This window comes from Halostagnicola kamekurae (assembly GCF_900116205.1).
In the GTDB taxonomy this organism is placed as follows: Archaea; Halobacteriota; Halobacteria; order Halobacteriales; family Natrialbaceae; genus Halostagnicola; species Halostagnicola kamekurae.
On sequence record NZ_FOZS01000001.1, the window covers coordinates 964,386 to 983,987 of the forward strand.

Genomic DNA, 19,602 nt, shown 5'->3' on the forward strand with positions numbered 1-19,602 from the left:
ATAGCTCCCTCAAGGTCCATCTCCCTCCACCGCTTCTAACGCTCAGTCGCGCTCAATCGTTCACGGATACGGTAATCGTCGCGGTTACGTCCGCACCCGCGGCCAGCGCCTCGACGAGATCCCGGTCGAATCCCTCCGCGGCGTGTTCCGCCTCGAGCGCGATGGTCCGCTCGTCGACGTACTCGCTCGTTCGGCCTACCGCGCTGCGCTCGCTCGAGAACTCGAGGGCCGGGTCGCCGCGACCCTGAACCGAGTCTCGGTGGCCGGCCGCCTCGAGCGTGACCGTGATCGTCGCGTCGGGGCGCTGGCAGGCGGCGACGAACTCCGGGTCGAAATCCGCGGGCGCGCGGTCGGCTTCGATCGCGAGAATACAGTCGCCCGCGGGGGTCAGAAAGTCGTCCGTCGAGATCTCGAACGTGCTCGCGTGCTCGGCGCTGACGTTCTCGTGGCCGCGGGCGTGGATGATCTCCTCGAGGGCGCGCTCTCGTCCGTCGGTATCGCCTCGCCGTTTACCGTCCTCACTCGTCGTCGGATCGCTCATAGCTACGTTCGCCGCCTCGCGCTGAAAATGGAATCGATCGTGCGTCCGGTTCTCGAGCGGTGGACCAGTTTATACGAGGCTCGCGCCGTCGAACTCGCCGCGGCTGTACTCGATCTCCATCAGATCGAGGATCGTCGGCGCGATGTCGTAGAGGTCGGCGTCGTCGATCGTCACGTCGGGGTCGTCGACGTACAGCGACGTGTCGTCGAAGCTGTGCATCCCGTTTCGCGGTCCCGTTGTAAACACCTCCGAATCGGCCTTGAAGCCGGACTTGAGGTCGAAGCCGTTCGACGGAATCGCGACCAGATCGGGCGCGATTTCGTCGTGGTCGCCGCGGAAAGCGGCTTCCTTCTCGACGACGCGGTCGACCACCGTGCGGCCCTCGGGCCCCTCGAGTTCCTCGAGTTCGGCCTTGAGCTCGTCGCGAACCGCGTCGTACTCGGATTTGGGAACCGACCCGCGGGGCTCTCGCCCCTCGAGGTTGATGTAGAACCGACCCGGAATGAACGAGTAGGCTTTGGTCTCGTCGGCGATGTCGTCGAGTTCCTCCGGCTCGTCGGTCCGGAAGGAGAGCCAGTCGTTCTCCCGAAGCCACTCGTTGAAGTGGACCTCGTGATCGAGGCTGGTGAAGCCGTGATCGGAGGCGACGATGAGCGTGACGTCTTCGGGCAGCGCCTCGCGTAGCTCGCCGATGTAGTCGTCGACCTTCTCGTAGAACTCGAGGAACTCCTCGCGGAACTCGCCGTCGCGCTCGTAGTCTTTGAACAGGAAGTGGTTGACCCGGTCGGTCGTCATGAAGACGCCGAAAAAGAGGTCCCAGTCGTCTTCCTCGATGTAGTGTTTGAACGCCTCGTAGCGCGCGTCGACGGTCGCGTGGGCGTCCTCGATGAACTCGCTTTTGTCCTCCTGGTGGCCGAGTTTCGGGTTGACGTCGATCCGGTACTCGTATCCCTCGAGAGTGTCCCGAACGTCGTCGGGATAGGCCGCCTTCTCGAGGCCGGGTGAGAGAAAGCCAGAAACCATCCGCTGGACGTTTCGCTGGGGCGGGAACGTGACCGGCACGTTCATCACCGTCGCGTTTCGTCCCTCCTCCTGTACCCGATCCCAGATTCGGGTGGCCTGCACTTCGTTGCCCATCGGAACGTACGTGTCGTAGGTGCCGACCTCTCGGTCCTGAAAGCCGTAGACGCCCGTCTCACCGGGGTTCATCCCGGTCGTCAACGAGGGCCAGCAGGCGCTGGATTCCGGCGGTACGATGCTCGATATTTCGCTTGCAGTCCCATCCGACGCGATCGCCGCGAAGTTCGGAAAGCGATCCTCGTTATCCCTGAGAAGACTGTACGGGACACCATCAACTCCGATAAACGCGACTCGAGGGCTTCCATCGCCCCGTAACCGGTCAAACAGACCCATGCGGGATGGTAGTCCGAGCGGATACAAGAACCTTCGTTTCCAGACACTGTTTTCGAGAACGACCGACGTCGGTCACGGCCGACGGAGCGATCCGAGAATCGCCGGTCGCTCGACCGTGTCCGAGCGATGACTGCTCGAGATCGGCGAGCCCCGCGTTACTCGGCGTCGTCCGGTTCGAAGTTCGTCGGAACGATCGTCGGATGCGCCATCCCGACGCCGATCTCGGGTTCGTCGGGGTCTGAACGCCGGTATCCAACGGGGGACTCTTTTGCTGCCATAACGTGTGAATCAACGCTCCCGCGACCAATAAAATTACCCATGCTCATAACGCATGCGAGTCTGCGCGTTGATTACCACCGTGAATCGCCGCAGTTCTGTTAACCGCCGCGAATCGCTCCACCTCTGTGAATCTCCGCACCACTGCGAATCTTCGCAGCTACCGGGAACTCTGTGTACCGACTGTGTGTCCAGCGAAAAAACCGGTCAGTCAGTTCGACCCTCGACGCTCAGGCGAAGTTCTCCTCGTAGAGATCCTGTGCGTGCTCGATCGCGTCGTAGGCGGCCTGTTTGTCCTCCCAGCCCTGCGTCTCGACTTCCTTGCCTTCCTCTAAGTTCTTGTAGGTCGCGAAGAACTCGTCGATTTCGTCGAGTTGCTGCTGTGGAATGTCCTCGAGGTCTTCGATGTGGTCGTATCGGGGATCCTCGGAGGGGACGGCGATGACCTTGTCGTCCTGCTCGCCGTCGTCGTCCATTTTCATCAGGGCGACGGGGCGCGCTTCGATGACGCAGCCGGGGAAGGTCTGATCCTCGACGAGAACGAGCACGTCGAAGGGGTCCTCGTCGTCGTAGTACGACTGGGGAATAAAGCCGTAATCGGACGGGTAGTGAACGTTCGAGTGGAGAACGCGATCGAGGACGACGCCCGGCACGTCCTTGTCGTACTCGTACTTGTTGCGCTCGCCCTTGAGACACTCGACGACGGCGTAGATCTCTTCGGGTGCGTTCGGTCCGGTTTCTATGTCTTCCCAGAGATTTACCATACCGAAACGATTCATGGACGATCAAAAAGTACTTTCGTAATCGAACTGGAACCTATATCCGATGGCCACCAGACGAATTAGTAAGGTGAGCCGACGAAACGACCATGAAACGGTCGACAGCACGCTGCGAGACTGTTTGGCTGTAATCATTGGACGAATAGTTGGCAAGTCTTAAATAGTCTGGTGACATTTACAAATCTATGTCAGAGGCACAAGCAGTCACGGGCGAAGAAGGTATTGCGCGCGAAATGACCGCGTTCCAGAACAACATCCTCATCATCCTCGCCAAAGAGCCGATGTACGGCCTGGCGATCAAGCGGGAACTCGAGGACTACTACGGAACCGAAGTCAACCACGGGCGACTCTACCCGAACCTCGACGAACTCGTCGAACTCGGACTCGTCGAGAAGAGTGAACTCGACAAGCGAACGAACGAGTACTCGCTGACCGACGACGGCTACGACGCCGTCCTCGACGGTATCAGCTGGACGCTCTCGAAGGTCGTCACGGGCGACGACCGCGCGGACGAGATCTCCGACATCGTCGAAGATAGCTACTGAAACACGCAACGCGACGATCTCGTCGGTACCGCGTCGACGACGAACTGACGACGATCACTCGGACCGGTATTCGGGCACCGGTTCGCCGGCCGTCTCGAAGACGAGTTCGATCGAGCGCTCGAGCGCGTCTCGTTGCTCGTCGGACGGCCACGCATTTCTTACGACGTACTCCGTGCGGAACTCCGAGAGCTCCGCGGCCGTCGCCGACTCGATCGGCTTCGCGTAGTGGTTACCCATGAAATCCGCGAGGAGAGCGGCGTTGTCGCCATGAACCTCACCGTGAGCGGTTCGGACGTCATCGACGAGTTCGCGATTCGCCACATCGACTGCCTCCCAGTCGTCCGGATCGCCAGCGCCCTCGAGCGGAATTTCGACGGCGCGCTCGAGATCGTCGATCCGGTCCGTTCTGATGACGCCCGCGTCCTCGTCGTGCCACTCTTGGGGGTGGAGTACGAGCACGTCGTCGTCTTCCGTTCTGACCCGCGCAGTGTACTCGTGGTCCTCGAGCAGCGTCTCGCGCTCGGCTTCGTAGGCGGCCGCTTCCTCGTCGTCGACGGCGTTTCGCTCGAGTCTGGTGAGTCGTTCCGCGTCGTCGATCACTTCTCTCGGGAGCGATTCCCCGGCCTCTTCGGTCGTCTCTCGGGAAGTCGGCTCGGCTTCGTCTCCGGCGCTCTCGGCGTCGGGCCCGGTGGTCGACTCTTCGTTCGGTGTGGGCATGTGGATACTCGAGAAGAGGAGCGGGCGGCTTTTCAGTCGTGCGTTCCCGGCGCGCCTTCATGGGTTCGTTTCGGCGGCGGACGCGAGCGTTCAGGCCTCGTCGAGCGCCTCGTTCGCGAGCTCGTCAGCGCGTTCGTTGGCCTCTCGAGGGACGTGCTCGATGGTCCACTCCCCGAAGCCCGTGAGCAACTCGAGTGCGGTCACGCGACGCTCTCTGAGTTCCGGGTTGTTCGTGTCGTACTCGCCCCGGACTTGCTTGACGATAAGTTCGGAGTCCCCGCGGACGTGGACCTCGTCGTACTGGTAATCGCGTGCGGCCTCGAGCGCCGCGATGAGCGCCTCGTACTCGGCCTGATTGTTCGTCGCGCGCCCGATCGTGTCGCTGCCCTCGGCGACGATGCCGTCGCTCGTAACGATCACCCACCCGATTCCCGCGGGGCCCGGATTGCCGCGCGCCCCGCCGTCGAAGTAGAGGTGCGCGCGACCGCCGCCCTCGCGCAGTAGCGCCTCGAGGTCCTGCGGGTTCGATCCCTGGACGACGACTTTGTCGTCGTAGGCGATCCCCGTCGCGTCGCCGCGGCTCGCCCGCCAGCGCTCGTGGTCCGTGTTTCCCGATTCGACGGTGACGCCCGCGTCCTCGAGCCGTTCGCGGGCTCGATCGACGTCGCACTCGATAACCGGCATTCGTGCGAATTCGGCCGGATCCGAATAAAGTCTTTCTGGTTTTGAGCGACAAACTCCGTCTGTCAGTACGTCTCGGGACGGAAATCGGCACTTTGGCTCAAAGAGAAAAAACCCTTACCAAGGATTTATATACGTCCGTGATACTACTATAAAAGTGCGATGACACGGTCCACCCGCCAGCGGGAGCGAACACGTGAGACGGACGAGACCGAGGAACAAGAAGGGGTACGTGCCTGCCCCGAGTGTGAATCGGATAATCTCGTGAAGGATTCCGACCGGGGTGAGCTCATCTGTCAAGACTGTGGGCTCGTCGTGGAAGAGGAAAAGATCGATCCCGGCCCTGAGTGGCGGGCGTTCAACCACCAGGAACGGCAACAGAAGTCCCGCGTCGGCGCGCCGACGACCCAGACGATGCACAACAAGGGACTGACGACGACGATCGACTGGAAAGACAAGGACGCCTACGGACGTTCTATTTCGTCGAAAAAGCGCAGTCAGATGCACCGACTGCGGAAATGGCAAGAGCGCATCCGTACCAAAGACGCCGGCGAACGCAACCTCCAGTTCGCGCTCAGCGAGATCGACCGCATGGCCTCGGCACTCGGCGTGCCGCGATCCGTGCGCGAGGTCGCGTCGGTCATCTACCGCCGCGCGCTCAAAGAAGACCTCATTCGCGGGCGCTCCATCGAGGGCGTCGCGACATCTGCGCTGTATGCCGCCTGCCGAAAGGAGGGCATTCCGCGCAGTCTCGAGGAAATTTCGGAAGTCTCACGCGTCGAACGCAAAGAAATCGGTCGAACGTATCGGTACATCTCGCAGGAACTCGGCCTCGAGATGCGACCCGTCGACCCGAAAAAGTACGTCCCCCGGTTCTGTTCCGAACTCGAACTCTCCGAAGAGGTCCAGACCAAAGCCAACGAAATCATCGAGAAGACGGCCGAAGAAGGGCTTCTCTCGGGCAAATCACCGACCGGCTACGCCGCGGCCGCGATCTACGCTGCCTCGCTGCTCTGTAACGAGAAAAAGACCCAGCGCGAAGTCGCAGACGTCGCGCAGGTCACGGAAGTCACCATCCGGAACCGCTATCAGGAACAGATCGAAGCGATGGGGATCCACGGGTAAACCGCTCACTCCGTATTTTTCCGCGAGTCGCCGATCGTCACCCAGCAACAGCGTCGTTTCGGTCGCCGGCCCGCTACTCGTCCGATCAGTCGTCTTTGCCGACGCTGATGACCTGCAACAGCGAGTAGACCGGGACGCCGTCGATCTCCTCGACGCCCTGTTTGTCGGCGAGGACGACACACGCCAGCGGGTCGCCGCCGTCGGCGCGGATCGCCTCGATGGTCTCGCGCATCGTCGTCCCGCTCGTGATGGTGTCGTCGACGATGTAGCACTCCCGATCGCGAATCGTCGCGAAGTTCCGGGAGAACATCCCGCCGAGTTCGTCCAGATCGCCTTCCTCCCACTGGTGTTTCGCGGGCGTGTAGGTCGCGAGGTCGGTCTCGAGCTCTCGAGCGACCAGCGTCGCGATCGGGCCGCCGGCCTTCTCGATCCCGATCGTGAGGTCGACGTCTTCGCCGTGCTTCGCGAGGAGGTCGGCCATCGCGGACGCGATCGATTCCATGCGCCCGCTGTCGCGGCCGATCGCGGACCAGTCGACGTGGATGTCCTGCGGTCCGTTTCCTGTCGGTCCGTTTGATTGTTCCGTACCCGTCGGCTGAGGCGTCGTATCGCTTCGCTCGACGAGCCAGCTTGCGGTTTCCCGGGAGACGTTCAGTTCGTCCGCGATTTCGCCCTTCGACAGCCCGCGCGTCGCGAGCTCCGATGCGCTCTCGATGAGGTCGTCGACGTTTTTCATATGTGGGTTGGTTTGGGCCCCGTTTTTATAGGCGTATCGTCGTTCCCGAATGCGGCCGTTACCCGAGTCGATCGCGGGCGGCCGAAGGGTGATTGGGCGCAAGTTATATCCCTGCCCGGAATGGTGGCTGCACCATGGCCAGAAACTCCTATCAAGATAAGCTCTCGGAACTTCGAGAGGACGTTTGCTACATGGGCGAGGTCGTGATGGAACGACTCCGTATGGGGCTCGACGCCCTCGAGCAGAAAGACGACGAGCTCGCACAGGAACTCATCGAAGGCGACGGGGAGATAAACCGGATGTACCTCGACTTAGAGCAGGACTGTATCGACCTGCTCGCGTTACAACAGCCGGTCGCGAGCGACCTCCGGTTCATCGCGGCGTCGTTCAAGATCATCACGGACCTAGAGCGGGTCGCAGACCTCGCCGTGAACCTCGGCGAGTACAGCCTCGAGGCCGAACAGGACCTCTTTCCGGAGGTCGACGTGCAGGCGATGGGCGAACTGACCCTCGAGATGGTCGACGACGCGGTCACGGCCTATGACGACGAGGACACCGAGGCGTGTTACGCCCTCGCCGCTCGAGATGACGAACTGGACGAGTTCGCCGAACGGGCGAGCGAAACCGTCGTCCGCGACCTAATCGAACGCGAACTCGACTCGCCCGACGAAGTCGAGACGATCCTACAGGACGTGTCCCGGCTTCTCCTGACGATCCGAGACCTAGAGCGCGTCGGCGATCACGCGGTCAACATCGCCGCGCGAACGGTCTACATGGTCGAGAACGACGACGAACTCATCTACTGAAAACTGCCGCGAGAGACGACTGCGCTTACGGGTTCGATCGACGGCTCACGTCGATCCCTGCTGTTTCGTTCGTTCCCGTGACTCCCGTTTCGACCGTTTTTGTGGAACGCGTGTCAGCAACTGCGCCGTCTCGAACACGTTCCGCGTCTCGAGCAACACCGTCGCCGCTTCGCGAACGGTGAACTCCGCCTCGAGGGAGACGCCGTGACAGCGCGTGTAACACTCGAGCCACGCGTTCATCGCCCCGCGGAGGGCCGTCAGTTCGGGCGCTGTGAAACGGCCCGTCCGGCCGCCGGTGTGTGCCTCGAGGTATATCCAGATCGCGGGTCCGGCCCCCTCGCGGAGGTACGCCCGACCGTCCGACGACGTCGCCGCTTCGGGGTCGAACTCCGCTCGGTCGCGCGCCGCCTGGCGGGCGAGCGCCGCAATCTGCGGGCCGTATCGGCTCATAGTCGCGACATCACCCCTCGCGGAACTCGACGCCCTTGCCGCCGCGGGGGTGCTCCCAGTCGGTATCGGCGACGATCGCACAGGTGCCACACTCGACGCAGGGCTGGGTGTCCAGACTGATCAGCGTCTCCTCGCTGCCGTTCGTCTGGACCGTCTCCGATCGGTAACAGCCGCCGCCGAAGTCCTCGGCGCTGACCGGGCACGCGTAGACGGCGGCCCCGCTCGCCTCGACGGAGTCGTCCCGCAGGTGGATGTGGGGGTTCCCGACGTCCGTATCGTAGGTCAGATCGCCGATGCGCTCTTCGAGGGACGGCGGCTCGATCTCGTTGTCCCAGTGGATCGTTCGGCCGTGTTCCTCGCCGATGAGAGAGGGGAGGGTCACGTAGCCCGTGGCGGTGTCGGGCAGCATCGAGACGAGAAACGGCGAGTTGTACGCCAGCTTCATCGCTCGCTTCGAGAGCGGGTTCCCGACGGCGACGCTCCCGATCGGCGACTCGAGGACGCGATCGACGGCGTTCGCGACCGCGTCGTGTTCGCCGACGGTGCGGGCGAGGTCGTATCGTCGCGGCCGGAGTTTCTCCATCGTCCCGGACCGCTCGAGCATCTTCGTGTATCGCCGGCCGGTGCTCTCTGGATCGGCGTTGCCCCGCGAGACGACGTACGCGTCGGCCGCGAGCGCGCCGGCGCTGACCGCGTGGTTCATCCCCTTGATGATCGGCCCCTGAGCCTGCATCTGGCCGGCCGCGTCCCCCACCAGAACGAGCCGATCCCGATACGGTTCCCTGTGTGCGACCTTCTTCGAGTCGGGAACGAGCTTCGCGGCGTACTCGCGCTCGTGGTACTCGTCTCTGAACCACTGGGCCAAAAGCGGGTGAGTGAGCAAGGAGTCGAGCAGTTCGTGGGGTTCGGCCCGCTCTGCGACCAGGCTGTCGAGGTGAAAGACGGTGCCGATCGAGAGCGAATCCTCGTTGGTGTAGAGGAAGCCGCCGCCGCGAACGTCGTCGAACAAGTCCCCCGAAAAGAGGTGCGCGACGCCTTCGTCGTCGTCGATCCCGAACCGGTCGGCGATCGTCTCGGCGTCCATCTCGACGGTCGCCTTCACGCCCTGGAACCACTCGTCGGGATCCTCCCAGTCCATCAGACCGGCATCGCGAGCGAGTTCCGAGTTCACGCCGTCGGCCGCGACGACGATGTCCGCCGTAATTGGATCGAGTTCGTCGCAGGTGACGCCGGCGATCTCCCCGTTCTCGCGCAGCAGGCCGTTGACCCGAACGTCGGTCAGGACGCCGCCGCCGGTCTCGCTCGTCCTCTCGTGGACGCGTTGCTCGAGCCACGAGTCCATCGGTCGCCGGAGCACGGCGTCACACCACTCGGTGTCGTGCTCGTGGAGATCGGTCAGGTCGTAGGTCTTGACCTTGTTTCCGGAAATATTGTGGATCTCGTAGTCGGTGACGGGCCGCTCGCTCGCCTCTTCTCGGAAATTCTCGAAGAGGTCGTCGATCGTGTAGGGAGCCGACTCCTCGGCGTAGATGAGCCCGCCGGAGACGTTCTTCGAACCCGCTTCGGGACCGCGCTCCAATACGAGCGTCTCGACGCCGTGGTCCGCGAACCTCGCCGCGGCGGCGGCCCCGCCGGGGCCGCAGCCGACGACGACGGCTTCGTAGTGTTCGTACTCGTCGTCGGCCCGCGTCTGTTTACTGGTCGCCATCAGTCCCCACCTCCGTTCGTGTCAGCCGTTTCGTCGCCGCCGCCAGCCGCGCTCCCCGTCCCGTCGCCACCGCCGTCAGTCGCAGCCTCGAGTTCGAGTTCGCCCGATTCGACCGCCGACGTGAGTTGCGGGAGTACCTCGAAGAGATCTCCCTCGATGAAGTAATCACTGAAATTCCTGATTCTCGCGTCCGTATCCGTGTTTATCGCGACGATCGTGTCCGATTCGTCCATCCCGACCTTGTGCTGGACCGCACCCGAGACCCCCGCCGCGACGTAGAGATCGGGCGCGACGACCTGTCCCGTCTCGCCGATCTGTCGTTCTTCGCTCGAGTAGCGCTCGACGTGGCCCTCGAACTGGTAGGAGGAGGTGACGATCCCGCGCGTGATTCCCAGCGCTGCGTCGTCGAGCGCGTCGACTAGGTCGAGGCCGAGTTCCATCCCCTCGGTCGGGTCGTTGCCGATCCCCCGTCCCAGACAGACGATCACGTCGTGACCGGTCAAGTCGATACCCTCCTCGAGGCGGTCGTGGTCGGTGATCTCGACCGCGAACCAGTCGTCCTCGAGAGCCATGTCGTGTTCGACGACGAGGCCGTCCCGGTCGTCGTCGCGTTCGATCGGCTCGAAACTGCCCGGAATGATCGAACAGCCCTGCGGGTGGAAGTCGCGGCCGGGATTGTCCAGACACAGGATCGTCGAGTACTCGAAACCCGAGAAGTCGGGACGCTTCATATGAAGTACCTTCTCGAAGGTCTTCTTGACGCCGGGCTCGCCGGTCTTGACGGGATTCGAGACCTCCTCTTCCTCGATGAACAGGTCCGAGCAGTCCGAGGCCAGCCCCGAATCGAGTTCGGCCTGCACCTTCGCCGAGAGGTCTCGTCCGTTGTTCGTCGCCGGGAACAGGACGTATCGCGGGCGGTCGTACTCGCGCCACTCGGTGCTCTCGGCCGTTCCTTCCCCGCGGGCCATGTGCGCCGAAATCTCGGTGTAGGGTTTGTGCAGAAACCGCTCGAGCCGATCGTCGTCGTGGTAGACGGCGACGTCCGCGCCGTAGGCGATACACTCCTCGGCGAGGGCCTCGCAGTCGTCGCCCATCAGGAACGCGACGACGCGCTCGTCGTCGCCGTAGTCGGCCGCGAACTCGTCCATCAGCGCTCGAGCCTTGCCGAGCATCTCTCGGGAAACCTCGAGCAACTCGCCCCCCTGCGTCTCGCAGAAGACCCACATGTCTGCGTACTCGCCGCCGTCGAGCGCGCGAACGTGGCGCTTGTCTCGAGTGGGATGTGAGAGGTTGTCGTCTTCCTCGGGCTCTTCTGGTTCTGCCTCAGCGGCCTCCTCGCTTTCGGCGGCCTCGTCCTCGGCTCCCTCCTCGACCGGCTCGCCTTCGGCGTCCTCGCCGACGTCTTCTTCCGTCTCCTCGTACTCGCCCTCGGTTTCGTCGTCCGTTTCGGCGTCCTCGGATTCGTCAGCTTCATTGTCATCCGTCGGCTCGTCTATCTTCTCGAGCCGTCTGTGAACAGCCTCTCGAGCGGTTTTCCGGTCCTGTCCCGCTCGCTCTGCCTCGAGCACCGCGTTCAACTCCTCGGCGTCGTCGACCGTCTCGAGTTCCTCGGTCAGTTCGTCGATCGTGTGCTCATCGGGGTCGATTCCCACGGTCAGTCACCCCCCGCGTAGGGCTGCAGTTCCTCGAGTACCTGTCCCATGCCGTCTTCGTCTCCGGGCTCGATCATCGTCGCCTCTCGCTCTGAGGGTGCTTTCGGAATCGGATCGACCGAGGAGACGATGGTCGGCGAGCCGTCGAGACCGATGTAGTCCGGATCAAGGTTCAGGTCCTCGTGATTCCACGTCGTGAGGTGGTCCTCGTGGTCGGCCGCCCGCGCCTCGGTCTCCGCACGGAGCCGCTTGTGTGTCAGGCGGTGTGATGCCGTGCGGTAGGTCGGCGAGAATTCCGGATCCGCGATGACGACACACGGCAGCGGCGCTTCGACGGTCTCGATCTCGTCGATATCGCCTTCGACGAGCCGTTTCGCACGCAGGACCCGCTCGTCGGGGTCGATGTCGAGGGCCAGCACGTGCGTGACGATCGGCCACTCGAGCGCCCAGGCGGTCTGTGGCCCGGTCTGGCCCGTCTCGCCGTCGGCCGTCTTGAACCCGGCGAAGACGAGGTCGATATCCGCGATCTCCTCCTGATACTTCTCGAGGCCCGAACAGAGCGTGATCGCCGTTGCCCAGGTGTCCGAGGCCGCGAGCTCCCGGTCCGAGAGGAGGTAGCTGTCGTCCGCGTACACCGACTCCATGGCCTCCTCGAGGACGCTCGCGTAGCCCGGCGGACCCATGCTCACGCCGCTGACGTGGCCGCCGTGGCGCACCTTCGTCTGAAGCGCGGCCTCGAGTGCCACCTCGTCGTTGGGATTCATCACCGTGGGCGTCTTCCCGCGCTCTAGGTGGCCGTCCTCGTCGAAGGAGACGGCTCCCTCGGAGAAGTGGGGGACGCCTTTCGTCAACACGACGGATCGCATTCGTCCCTCCGTATCTGTGGTATGTGTATCCGTGACATAACTCACCTCACTCTATCGACACTCTCGGTATTAAGAATATGGGTGAAAATCACCGGCGGAAGCGCGAACGGAGGGATTTACGGCCGCTCGAGACGGCAGTCAGAACGACAACGAGACGTTACTCGAGGTCCCGCTCGGAAGTTCCCATCGTGATGTCGCCGTCGGCGCGAATCGTGCCGTCGACTTCGGCTCGCGGGGCGATATCGAGCGTCTCGCAGGACACGTCGCCGAGCACGCGGACGTTCTTCTCGAGGACGACGTCCCCGTTTCGGGTCGTCAGGTCGCCGTGAATCCGGGTTCCGTTTCCGACGTAGACGTCGCCTCGAGCGCGGAGGCTTCCGAAGATATTCGAGTCGGCGCCGACGTCGATCGTCTCGGCTCGGACGTTGCCGTGGAGCCGACAGCCCGACCCGATTCGGGCGGGCGTCGACACGCGCCAGGCGTCGTCGTTGACCGTCGCGTTTCCGGGGATAACGAGCGGTTCGGTTTCGGCTGCTTCGTCCTCGTCGACCATCTCGGAGATGAGCTGCTGGGCCGCGTCGTCTTCCCCGATTAAGAGGAGGTGCTTGAGGTAGACGAACAGGAAGACGATGGTCGGCATCGGATTCCGGATGACGATCCAGCCGTTGGCTTCGAACCCCTCCTCGATGTCGACGTCGTCGCCGATATCGAGATCGCCGGCGACTTTGAGTTCGCCGTTTATGTGGACGCGTTCGCCGAGGTAGGCGTCCTGCCCGACGAGGACGTCGTCGTCGACGTCACACCACATATCGAGGCGACAGTCGCCCTCGGCTTCGATGGCGCCGTCGACCTCGACGTTCTCCCCGAGCAGGACGTTTCGGCCACGGACGCCGAACTCGATAGTCGATCGCCCGCCGACGAGCACGTCGCCGTCGGTCACGAGGTCGACTTCCTTGGCTTCCGTCCCGTCGGGAACGACGAGTTCGTCGAGCGGATCCCTACTGAAGGCCACACTCCCAACGAATGTGGCCCCCCTGTATTAAACCTCTCGCGCCGTCGCCGTTCGTCAGACGAGCCGCTGACAGGTTCCGTGCTGCGAGCCGCGCCCGCGGGTTCGCGTCGATTTGTGAGTGCCCAGAGGGCCACCGAGTGCCACAACCGACGGAGAGTCCGAACGGGTTCGCCGCGGAAGTCGTCCCGCTTTTAGTCCAGCGGCCCGTACCGGCTGGTATGACCACGCTCGCGTTCGACGACACCGGCGTCGACGTCGTCTACGAAGGAACGGAGTTTCGACTCGAGCAGGAACTCATCGAGGAGGCGACCGAGAAGTCCTACTACGACGTCACCGACCACGAGGTGCTCCAGATGGTCGCCGAACAGCCGGATCTGCAGGGCGAACCGCGCCGGATCGGCGACATTCTCGAGTGAACAGCTCTCTGTGAAGTTTCGAGTAGCGAAACGGTACAACAGCTTCCCAGTCCGCCCGCACAACGCTCTCAGGTCACGACCTCGATATCGCCGCGTTTGCCCCAGTCGACGTGAATCCGGCAGACGTACTCGGTCATCGCCGCCGTGGCCTCGAACTCGAGCGATCGAGTTTCGTTTTTCTCGGCCATCACCTCGGTGCTGTGACCGTCGACGATCCGTTCGTTCTCGTCCCAGAGCTCGAGGTTGTGGGACTGCCCGTCTTCGTTCTCCCACGTGATCACGTACTCTTGGCCCTCGGTGAGGACCAGCGTCGGGTTTTCCTGGCCCTCGATGAGTGCGGGTTCGACGCCCTTGAACCGCGAGGTGGTGGCGCTCAGCCGGATTTCCTCGACGTCGGCCCACGCGTCCGGAGACGTAGACTCCGAACCTGTCTTCTCATCGTCAGTGTCGTCTCGTTCGGTGTCGTCGTCACCTTCGGATTCGCCGTCGTTCTCGCCGGACCCGTCGCCGTCACTATCGGATCCGCCGTCGTTCGACGATTCGTCGGTCGTGGTCGCCGCCTCGTCGTCGCCGAGACAGCCGGCGACGAGCGCGGTCGTCGTGAGGCTGCCAGCCAACGCCAGCGCTCGGCGGCGGGCTATCGAATCGGTTCGTTCCATCGCGTCGACGCTCGAGTCGGAGCGACATAGGTAGGATCCCCGTACTATCACCGACGCGTGTGTATTGGCACCGGTTACTCGAGGCGAACGTCTCCGAGCGCGACCGACGGCAGTGTATCGACCCGGTGACCACGACGCGACTGATTCGCCAAGTTTCCTCTTTGCCATGCCAGCGGCTGTTTCGAGCCCAGAAATGGGAATGAAGACTTATACGAGGATGGCACCGAGCCAGTCCATGATCGTCGACGCGCTCACGTATCCGCTCGAGGGCGAGGACACGCTCGAGACGATGCTGATCGGCTCGGTGTTACTGATCGGCTCCGTTCTGATACTCCCGATATTCGTTCTGACGGGCTATTTCGTTCGGGCGATACAGAACGCGTCGGACGGCCGCGAACCGCCGCGGTTCGAGGACTTTGGCGGTCTCTTCGTCGACGGGGTCAAACTGGCTGGCGTGTTCCTGATTTACATCGTCGCTTTCGTCCTCACAGGGTTCGCGGTGCTTTTCATCCGGGAGTTCGACGAGACGGCAGCGCTGGCGCTGTTCTGGGCAGTGCTGGTCCCGTTCTATTTCGGTTTTCTCTACTGCATGGGTGCCATTACGTATCGATTCAGCCGCCGACGGCGCATGCGCGACGCGTTGCGGGTTCGACGCGTCGTCAGGACGGCGCTCAGTCTCCGATACCTCGCCGTTTTCCTGCTCGTGGCGATAGTCGGTCCCATCGTCTTCACTATTTTCCAGATCGTGCTCCTGCTCACCATAGTCGGAATCCTGTTGCTTCCGGCGGCAGTGCTCTACGAGTATCTCGTGTTCTCGAGTCTGCTAGCCGAGATCGAACGCCCAGCGGCGCGTTCGAGTCCCTAGTCGTTCGACCCGGCTACAACGCGTCGATTCCTTCGCTCGTTACTCTCCGTACCGATCGGCCGCCGACTCGAAGCCCGTCTCCTCGAGTTCCCGTCCCCGACGTTCCTCGAGCGCGGCGACGGCCGCCGGGTCCGGCGCGACGTCGTCCGTAATCCGCGCCCACGAGTTGTGGACCTTGGCGTGACACCATCGGCAGAGGTAGATCGTAATTTCGTGGGAGAGTTCGCCGTCGTCAGCGCCGTCTCCGGCCGGCTCGTCGCCCACGGCCGTCTCATCGTTACCGGCTGGCTTACCGTCACCGGCGGCGTTGGCACTCTTCTCGAGCGTGTCCCGGTACGAGAGGTGGTGTTCTTCCAGCAGCGGTCGTTCCTCGGTGAGTTCGTTTCGCTTCTCCTCGAGGCCACAGCGGACGCACTCTCGGTCTTGCTTGCGCGACCGAAAGTGCGGACAATCAGCCCAGGTCGCTTCGGATTCGGGGTTCGCGGGCGGGCAGGTGTAGTCGTCTTCGGCGCGCTCTCGAGCGAACTCCGGATCGTGCTCGTAGTGGTCGAAGGCGTACCGACAGCGGCCCTCGCCGGTCAGGTGGTCACAGAGGCCCGCGAACTCGTAGGGGTCGTCGACCCCGACCGACGTCCCTCGCGGCGTCTTCTCCATTTTGGGGTGTGTTGGGCTCGAGGGCGTTTGAATCCACTGGGCTCGAGCGATCGCTATTCAGCGACCCTATCGAAAGCGTACCGGGCCTTCTCGTACGTGAGTTGGCAGAATCATTTGAATCGTCTTGAGGCTGGCATGGTTTTGGGTATGAAAAGGGACGTTCCGCGTTCTTCGTAACGTGCACTCACTCGTTAGCGAACTCGCACCCGCCGTTGTATTCAGGAACGTCATCACAGTTCTCTCTGATAACTATCTCCAGCGTATCACTGCTGTCTCCGTACGTTACTCTGGCCGTCACACATCCGACGCTGCCGTCGATCGCCTCGGCAACAGATTGCTCGACCCAATCAGTCTCATCGATTTTTGCAGAGATGCGATGTGTTCCAGCGGTCTTGCCCCACGTACAGTTGACAGCTTCTCCGGAGAGGCTGTTCCCCTTCCTTTCTTGAATTGCATGCGAAGACTCGTGAACGATGGAATCATCACGTTCCACTCGTACCCCAAACTGGTGGGGCTCAGTATCGTAGTTGCTCACGCCGATCCAACCGATCCTGCTCGAGTTGTCGAACGGACCAAGAGCCGATTTGACGCAACCGGCGCTACTCGCGACGACCGTGACGCCAAGAGAACCGAGGAGGGATCGGCGTTTCATCACGTGTTTCTTTCCATCCCTCTATCATATTCCTTCTGATTGAAACCACCGCAGCCCACCGCGCGGCGCTGGCTGGCAAAATCTCTGTCCCTCGAGATGGGAACTCAGTACACGCCGTGGAGAAGCAGGTAGACAACGATCCCGAGCGAAAACGAGATCAGCCAGAGGCTCGCGGCGATCCGTCCGAATCGCGCGTGGCTGGTTTCCGGAAGCTCCTCGAGCGGGTAGGCGGCCGCCAGCAGGAGCGCGTAGTACAGAAACGGGATGCAGACGATCGCCAGCAGGATGTGGATCGCGAGCACCGGGAGGTAGACGAACTGGTAGATCGCCTCCGGGCCGGGGAACGGCTGGGGGCCGCCGGTCGCGACCAGCCGGTAGAGATAGAGCCCGAGGAAGGACGCGAACAGGCCGAACGAGGTGAGCATCGCGGCTTTGTGCTTGCCGATCTCGCCTCGTCGAATCCACCGCCAGCCCATCGTGATCGTGCCGATCGCGGTCAGGCTGATGAGCGCGTTGACGTGTGGAATCGCCTCGAGCAGACTCTCGGGGGCGAACGGAACCACCGACTGGGGGACTCGCCCGCCCGCCGCGGCGAAGACGACCGCGAGCGAGACGACGCTCAGGATACCCGTCAGCGGTGCGACGCGCTCTCGAGAGACGAACGCCATACCTACACCTTCGACTGACGCGGGAAAGTGGTTACTGTCCTCGCGTTACCGCTCGAGGGTGCGACTCGACGGGGTATTCGACGGTCGAACTCGAGAGACTCCCGGGTAATCGACGGTTTCTCGAGAGTCGAAAATCGATAGCGAGCGCGCTCGCTCGCGGACGTTAGCTTCGGTAGAATTATGCGTGGGTGATGTCCTCGAAGGGAAATCACCTGCATCGTAGTGGTGGACATCGTCCACCGGTGCGATGCGTGGGACCGGATTTGAACCGGCGGACCCCTACGGGACAGCGCCCTCAACGCTGCGCCGTTGGCCTGGCTTGGCTACCCACGCTCGCGTGTGCTTTCTGCACTCAGTCGTATCCAGTGTGACTATTAAAGCCCTTTCCTTTGGTCCGACGCCTGCGGCGATATCACACGGAACCGTCTCAAGCGGAGCGTTCAAATGCGCGAATTGCCAAATGGTATCATGGCAAAGTACTCGACGGGATCGTCCGGCGGCGGTGGTGGGACGTCCTGTGAACTCTGTGGCGCGGAAAGCGATTCGCTCACTCGAGCGAACGTCGCAGGCGCTGAACTCGAGGTCTGTCCGGACTGTGCTCCCCACGACGACGCACAGCGAACGAGTAGCTCCCGCGGCGGCGACGACAGTCGCGAGAGCGGACAGGGGGACGAGCCGAATCGGAAGCAGAAGGCGGCCCAGAACGTCGCCAAGGCGAACCCGATCTGGGACGGCGACTCCGAACACTGGGAGAAGGAGGGGACGAACTACGACGACGATCCGCTGCCGTACCTGGTCACCGGCTACGGCGACGTCCTCGTCGAGGCCCGACAGGACGCCGGCTTGCAGCGGGGCGAACTCGCCGAGGAACTCGGCGTCCCCGAGAGCGACCTGCTCGCGGTCGAACAGGGGCGAGCGACCCAGGCCGGCATCGGCGGTGGGCTCATCGCCGCGCTCGAGGAGCGACTGGACATCGAACTCGAGGAGTAGGAAACGCGCCGAGTAGGCGGCCACTGCGGTCGCGTCCGCTACCCGAGCAGGTCGACCGACTGCGCTGACCGGCGAGCAGACTTTTATCGGCGGCAGACGGAGTCAAACCGATGAGCGGGCAACAGGCGGCAGCGGAGCCGTACACGACGCGATTCGAAACCGAGGTGTCGGCCGTCGACGGGCGACGCGTCTGGCTCGAGACGAGTTACTTCTACGCCGAGAGCGGCGGCCAACCGGCCGACCGGGGGAGGATCGGCGACGTCGAGGTCGAGGACGTCCAACTCGTCGACGGCGAGCACGTCCACGTCCTTGCCGAGGAGCCGCCCTTCAGCGCCGACCGTCGCGTGCTCTGTCGGATCGACTGGTCGTTTCGCATGTACTGCATGCGCGCCCACACGGCGAGTCACGCCCTCTACGGCGCGGGACGAGACCTCCTCGACGAACTCGGCTACGGCGGGTTCGACATCGGCCCCGAGAAGGTTCGCGTCGACCTCGAGACCACGACCGAAGTCGACGACGCGGTGCTGGTCGAACTGAACGAGCGGCTCAATCGGGTCGTCTGGGAGTCCCGGTCGGTTTCCTGGGAGGACGTTCCGGTCGCGGACGCCCGCGAGCGCGAGGACGTCGCCTTCAACGAGGCGACCGAGGAGGGCGCGTTCACGAAGGGACGCGTCCGGCTCGTGACGATCGGCGAGAAAGACGAGAACGGTCACAACGGCGTCGTCTCGCGGAACCCGTGGGACGTCGCGGCGTGTGGCGGAACCCACGTTCGGAACACCCGCGAAATCGGTCCGGTGACCGTTCTCGGACGGTCGAACCCCGGCGAGGGGATGACTCGAGTCGAGTTCGCCGTCGGTCCGAACGCGATCGATCGGCGGGCCACGGAGAAGGAGACCGCCTTCGCCGCCAAGTCGGAACTGGGCGTGGGACTCGCGGACGTGACCGACGAACTCGAGCGCCGGGAAGCCGAGCGCGAGGAACTCGCGAACGCGCTTCGAACGCGGGAACGCGAACTCGTCGAAGCGCGCCTCGAGCGCGGCGAAACCGTCGAGAACGACGGCGCGAAGTGGCTCCTCGCGGACGTGGCCGATGTCTCGGCGGGAATCGTGAGCGACGTGCTCGAGGATCGACGGAGCGAATTCGGCGAGATCGTCGTCGCGACCGGCGAAACCGATTCCGTCTTCGCCGTCGTCGCAACCGACGGGGCGACGGCGGCGACGGCAGTGCTCGAGGAGATCACCGCCGAATTCGGCGGCGGCGGTGGCGGTTCGGATTGGCTGGCCCAGGGCGGCGGATTCGACGCCGCGCCCGCGGAGATTTTGGTGAGCCTCGAGTGAGCCGGTTCGGACGGGGATAAGCGGGTACTGCGGGCCCCGGACTGGGTGAGGGGT

General features: G+C 63.3%; 23 protein-coding genes and 1 tRNA gene. 7 read left to right on the forward strand and 17 right to left on the reverse strand.

Annotated elements, in window-relative coordinates:
* Positions 1–52: 52 nt before the first annotated feature.
* From BM348_RS04825 to BM348_RS04835, 4 genes are all read right to left on the reverse strand, one after another.
* A complete protein-coding gene (locus BM348_RS04825; RefSeq protein ID WP_092902513.1) occupies positions 53–541 on the reverse strand; it encodes a DUF371 domain-containing protein in 489 nt (162 codons plus the stop codon).
* Positions 542–610: 69 nt separating this feature from the next.
* Positions 611–1,954, reverse strand: a complete 1,344-nt coding sequence (locus tag BM348_RS04830; protein ID WP_092902515.1) for an alkaline phosphatase family protein — start codon at positions 1,952–1,954, stop codon at positions 611–613.
* A 155-nt stretch (positions 1,955–2,109) separates the two neighbouring features.
* Positions 2,110–2,232, reverse strand: coding sequence for a hypothetical protein (locus BM348_RS22155; RefSeq protein WP_281244665.1), 123 nt, complete (start codon positions 2,230–2,232; stop codon positions 2,110–2,112).
* A gap of 228 nt (positions 2,233–2,460) precedes the next feature.
* Positions 2,461–2,994, reverse strand: coding sequence for an inorganic diphosphatase (locus BM348_RS04835; RefSeq protein ID WP_092902517.1), 534 nt, complete (start codon positions 2,992–2,994; stop codon positions 2,461–2,463).
* Positions 2,995–3,194: 200 nt separating this feature from the next.
* Between BM348_RS04835 and BM348_RS04840 the strand changes: the two genes are divergently transcribed.
* Entirely contained in the window at positions 3,195–3,554 is a 360-nt protein-coding gene (locus tag BM348_RS04840) for a PadR family transcriptional regulator (protein ID WP_092902519.1), read from the forward strand.
* Positions 3,555–3,608: 54 nt separating this feature from the next.
* On the opposite strand, the gene BM348_RS04845 is transcribed toward BM348_RS04840, so the two are convergent.
* Together BM348_RS04845 and rnhA are read right to left on the reverse strand one after the other, a co-directional pair.
* Complete coding sequence (locus tag BM348_RS04845; RefSeq protein WP_092902521.1) at positions 3,609–4,271, reverse strand: DUF7108 family protein; 663 nt, start codon at positions 4,269–4,271, stop codon at positions 3,609–3,611.
* Positions 4,272–4,361: 90 nt separating this feature from the next.
* The gene (gene rnhA / locus BM348_RS04850; protein WP_092902523.1) at positions 4,362–4,955 is read right to left on the reverse strand and encodes a ribonuclease HI; all 594 of its coding nucleotides are present in this window, start codon (positions 4,953–4,955) and stop codon (positions 4,362–4,364) included.
* A 159-nt stretch (positions 4,956–5,114) separates the two neighbouring features.
* Here rnhA and BM348_RS04855 point away from each other — a divergent pair, with 159 nt between their 5' ends.
* Positions 5,115–6,077, forward strand: coding sequence for a transcription initiation factor IIB (locus tag BM348_RS04855; RefSeq protein WP_092902525.1), 963 nt, complete (start codon positions 5,115–5,117; stop codon positions 6,075–6,077).
* Positions 6,078–6,162: 85 nt separating this feature from the next.
* On the opposite strand, the gene gfcR is transcribed toward BM348_RS04855, so the two are convergent.
* Positions 6,163–6,813 (reverse strand): transcriptional regulator GfcR, encoded by a 651-nt coding sequence (gene gfcR, locus BM348_RS04860; protein ID WP_092902527.1) that lies wholly within the window; start codon positions 6,811–6,813, stop codon positions 6,163–6,165.
* Between the two features lie 134 nt (positions 6,814–6,947).
* On the opposite strand from gfcR, the gene phoU reads away from it, so the two are divergent.
* Positions 6,948–7,619 (forward strand): phosphate signaling complex protein PhoU, encoded by a 672-nt coding sequence (gene phoU, locus BM348_RS04865; RefSeq protein ID WP_092902529.1) that lies wholly within the window; start codon positions 6,948–6,950, stop codon positions 7,617–7,619.
* Positions 7,620–7,664: 45 nt separating this feature from the next.
* On the opposite strand, the gene BM348_RS04870 is transcribed toward phoU, so the two are convergent.
* From BM348_RS04870 to BM348_RS04890, 5 genes are all read right to left on the reverse strand, one after another.
* A complete protein-coding gene (locus tag BM348_RS04870; protein WP_092902531.1) occupies positions 7,665–8,069 on the reverse strand; it encodes a hypothetical protein in 405 nt (134 codons plus the stop codon).
* Positions 8,070–8,079: 10 nt separating this feature from the next.
* Positions 8,080–9,777 carry an FAD-dependent monooxygenase gene (locus BM348_RS04875; RefSeq protein WP_092902533.1) on the reverse strand — a complete coding sequence of 566 codons (1,698 nt, stop codon included), beginning with the start codon at positions 9,775–9,777 and terminating at the stop codon, positions 8,080–8,082.
* Positions 9,777–11,429, reverse strand: a complete 1,653-nt coding sequence (locus BM348_RS04880) for an electron transfer flavoprotein subunit alpha/FixB family protein (RefSeq protein ID WP_092902535.1) — start codon at positions 11,427–11,429, stop codon at positions 9,777–9,779. Before BM348_RS04880 ends, BM348_RS04875 begins: the two co-directional genes overlap by 1 nt.
* 2 nt (positions 11,430–11,431) lie before the next feature.
* On the reverse strand, positions 11,432–12,295 hold the full coding sequence (locus BM348_RS04885; protein WP_092902537.1) for an electron transfer flavoprotein subunit beta/FixA family protein: 864 nt from the start codon (positions 12,293–12,295) through the stop codon (positions 11,432–11,434).
* Between the two features lie 157 nt (positions 12,296–12,452).
* Positions 12,453–13,307, reverse strand: a complete 855-nt coding sequence (locus BM348_RS04890) for a polymer-forming cytoskeletal protein (protein ID WP_092902539.1) — start codon at positions 13,305–13,307, stop codon at positions 12,453–12,455.
* Between the two features lie 218 nt (positions 13,308–13,525).
* Between BM348_RS04890 and BM348_RS04895 the strand changes: the two genes are divergently transcribed.
* Positions 13,526–13,723 carry a DUF5800 family protein gene (locus BM348_RS04895; protein WP_092902541.1) on the forward strand — a complete coding sequence of 66 codons (198 nt, stop codon included), beginning with the start codon at positions 13,526–13,528 and terminating at the stop codon, positions 13,721–13,723.
* 68 nt (positions 13,724–13,791) lie between these two features.
* Here the strand turns inward: BM348_RS04895 and BM348_RS04900 are convergent, their stop codons facing one another.
* Positions 13,792–14,382 carry a cupredoxin domain-containing protein gene (locus tag BM348_RS04900; protein WP_092902543.1) on the reverse strand — a complete coding sequence of 197 codons (591 nt, stop codon included), beginning with the start codon at positions 14,380–14,382 and terminating at the stop codon, positions 13,792–13,794.
* Between the two features lie 235 nt (positions 14,383–14,617).
* On the opposite strand from BM348_RS04900, the gene BM348_RS04905 reads away from it, so the two are divergent.
* Complete coding sequence (locus BM348_RS04905) at positions 14,618–15,247, forward strand: DUF4013 domain-containing protein (protein ID WP_175507106.1); 630 nt, start codon at positions 14,618–14,620, stop codon at positions 15,245–15,247.
* Between the two features lie 39 nt (positions 15,248–15,286).
* Here BM348_RS04905 and BM348_RS04910 read toward each other — a convergent pair whose 3' ends face one another.
* The 4 genes from BM348_RS04910 to BM348_RS04925 form a co-directional block, all read right to left on the reverse strand.
* Entirely contained in the window at positions 15,287–15,901 is a 615-nt protein-coding gene (locus BM348_RS04910; RefSeq protein WP_092902547.1) for a DUF7097 family protein, read from the reverse strand.
* A gap of 184 nt (positions 15,902–16,085) precedes the next feature.
* On the reverse strand, positions 16,086–16,553 hold the full coding sequence (locus BM348_RS04915) for a hypothetical protein (protein WP_092902549.1): 468 nt from the start codon (positions 16,551–16,553) through the stop codon (positions 16,086–16,088).
* Between the two features lie 104 nt (positions 16,554–16,657).
* A complete protein-coding gene (locus BM348_RS04920) occupies positions 16,658–17,221 on the reverse strand; it encodes a DUF420 domain-containing protein (RefSeq protein ID WP_092902551.1) in 564 nt (187 codons plus the stop codon).
* Positions 17,222–17,469: 248 nt separating this feature from the next.
* Positions 17,470–17,554 (reverse strand) — tRNA-Leu (locus BM348_RS04925).
* 135 nt (positions 17,555–17,689) lie between these two features.
* Between BM348_RS04925 and BM348_RS04930 the strand changes: the two genes are divergently transcribed.
* Positions 17,690–18,211, forward strand: coding sequence for a helix-turn-helix domain-containing protein (locus BM348_RS04930; RefSeq protein ID WP_092902553.1), 522 nt, complete (start codon positions 17,690–17,692; stop codon positions 18,209–18,211).
* A 110-nt stretch (positions 18,212–18,321) separates the two neighbouring features.
* On the forward strand, positions 18,322–19,548 hold the full coding sequence (locus BM348_RS04935; protein ID WP_092902555.1) for an alanyl-tRNA editing protein: 1,227 nt from the start codon (positions 18,322–18,324) through the stop codon (positions 19,546–19,548).
* Positions 19,549–19,602: the final 54 nt, after the last annotated feature.

Bases quoted from the DNA above. Each gene is read 5' to 3' on its own strand.
- BM348_RS04825 (WP_092902513.1), bottom strand. From the start codon at position 541: ATGAGCGATCCGACGACGAGTGAGGACGGTAAACGGCGAGGCGATACC.
- BM348_RS04830 (WP_092902515.1), bottom strand. From the start codon at position 1,954: ATGGGTCTGTTTGACCGGTTACGGGGCGATGGAAGCCCTCGAGTCGCG.
- BM348_RS22155 (WP_281244665.1), bottom strand. From the start codon at position 2,232: ATGGCAGCAAAAGAGTCCCCCGTTGGATACCGGCGTTCAGACCCCGAC.
- BM348_RS04835 (WP_092902517.1), bottom strand. From the start codon at position 2,994: ATGGTAAATCTCTGGGAAGACATAGAAACCGGACCGAACGCACCCGAA.
- BM348_RS04840 (WP_092902519.1), top strand. From the start codon at position 3,195: ATGTCAGAGGCACAAGCAGTCACGGGCGAAGAAGGTATTGCGCGCGAA.
- BM348_RS04845 (WP_092902521.1), bottom strand. From the start codon at position 4,271: ATGCCCACACCGAACGAAGAGTCGACCACCGGGCCCGACGCCGAGAGC.
- rnhA (WP_092902523.1), bottom strand. From the start codon at position 4,955: ATGCCGGTTATCGAGTGCGACGTCGATCGAGCCCGCGAACGGCTCGAG.
- BM348_RS04855 (WP_092902525.1), top strand. From the start codon at position 5,115: ATGACACGGTCCACCCGCCAGCGGGAGCGAACACGTGAGACGGACGAG.
- gfcR (WP_092902527.1), bottom strand. From the start codon at position 6,813: ATGAAAAACGTCGACGACCTCATCGAGAGCGCATCGGAGCTCGCGACG.
- phoU (WP_092902529.1), top strand. From the start codon at position 6,948: ATGGCCAGAAACTCCTATCAAGATAAGCTCTCGGAACTTCGAGAGGAC.
- BM348_RS04870 (WP_092902531.1), bottom strand. From the start codon at position 8,069: ATGAGCCGATACGGCCCGCAGATTGCGGCGCTCGCCCGCCAGGCGGCG.
- BM348_RS04875 (WP_092902533.1), bottom strand. From the start codon at position 9,777: ATGGCGACCAGTAAACAGACGCGGGCCGACGACGAGTACGAACACTAC.
- BM348_RS04885 (WP_092902537.1), bottom strand. From the start codon at position 12,295: ATGCGATCCGTCGTGTTGACGAAAGGCGTCCCCCACTTCTCCGAGGGA.
- BM348_RS04895 (WP_092902541.1), top strand. From the start codon at position 13,526: ATGACCACGCTCGCGTTCGACGACACCGGCGTCGACGTCGTCTACGAA.
- BM348_RS04900 (WP_092902543.1), bottom strand. From the start codon at position 14,382: ATGGAACGAACCGATTCGATAGCCCGCCGCCGAGCGCTGGCGTTGGCT.
- BM348_RS04905 (WP_175507106.1), top strand. From the start codon at position 14,618: ATGATCGTCGACGCGCTCACGTATCCGCTCGAGGGCGAGGACACGCTC.
- BM348_RS04910 (WP_092902547.1), bottom strand. From the start codon at position 15,901: ATGGAGAAGACGCCGCGAGGGACGTCGGTCGGGGTCGACGACCCCTAC.
- BM348_RS04915 (WP_092902549.1), bottom strand. From the start codon at position 16,553: ATGAAACGCCGATCCCTCCTCGGTTCTCTTGGCGTCACGGTCGTCGCG.
- BM348_RS04920 (WP_092902551.1), bottom strand. From the start codon at position 17,221: ATGGCGTTCGTCTCTCGAGAGCGCGTCGCACCGCTGACGGGTATCCTG.
- BM348_RS04930 (WP_092902553.1), top strand. From the start codon at position 17,690: ATGGCAAAGTACTCGACGGGATCGTCCGGCGGCGGTGGTGGGACGTCC.
- BM348_RS04935 (WP_092902555.1), top strand. From the start codon at position 18,322: ATGAGCGGGCAACAGGCGGCAGCGGAGCCGTACACGACGCGATTCGAA.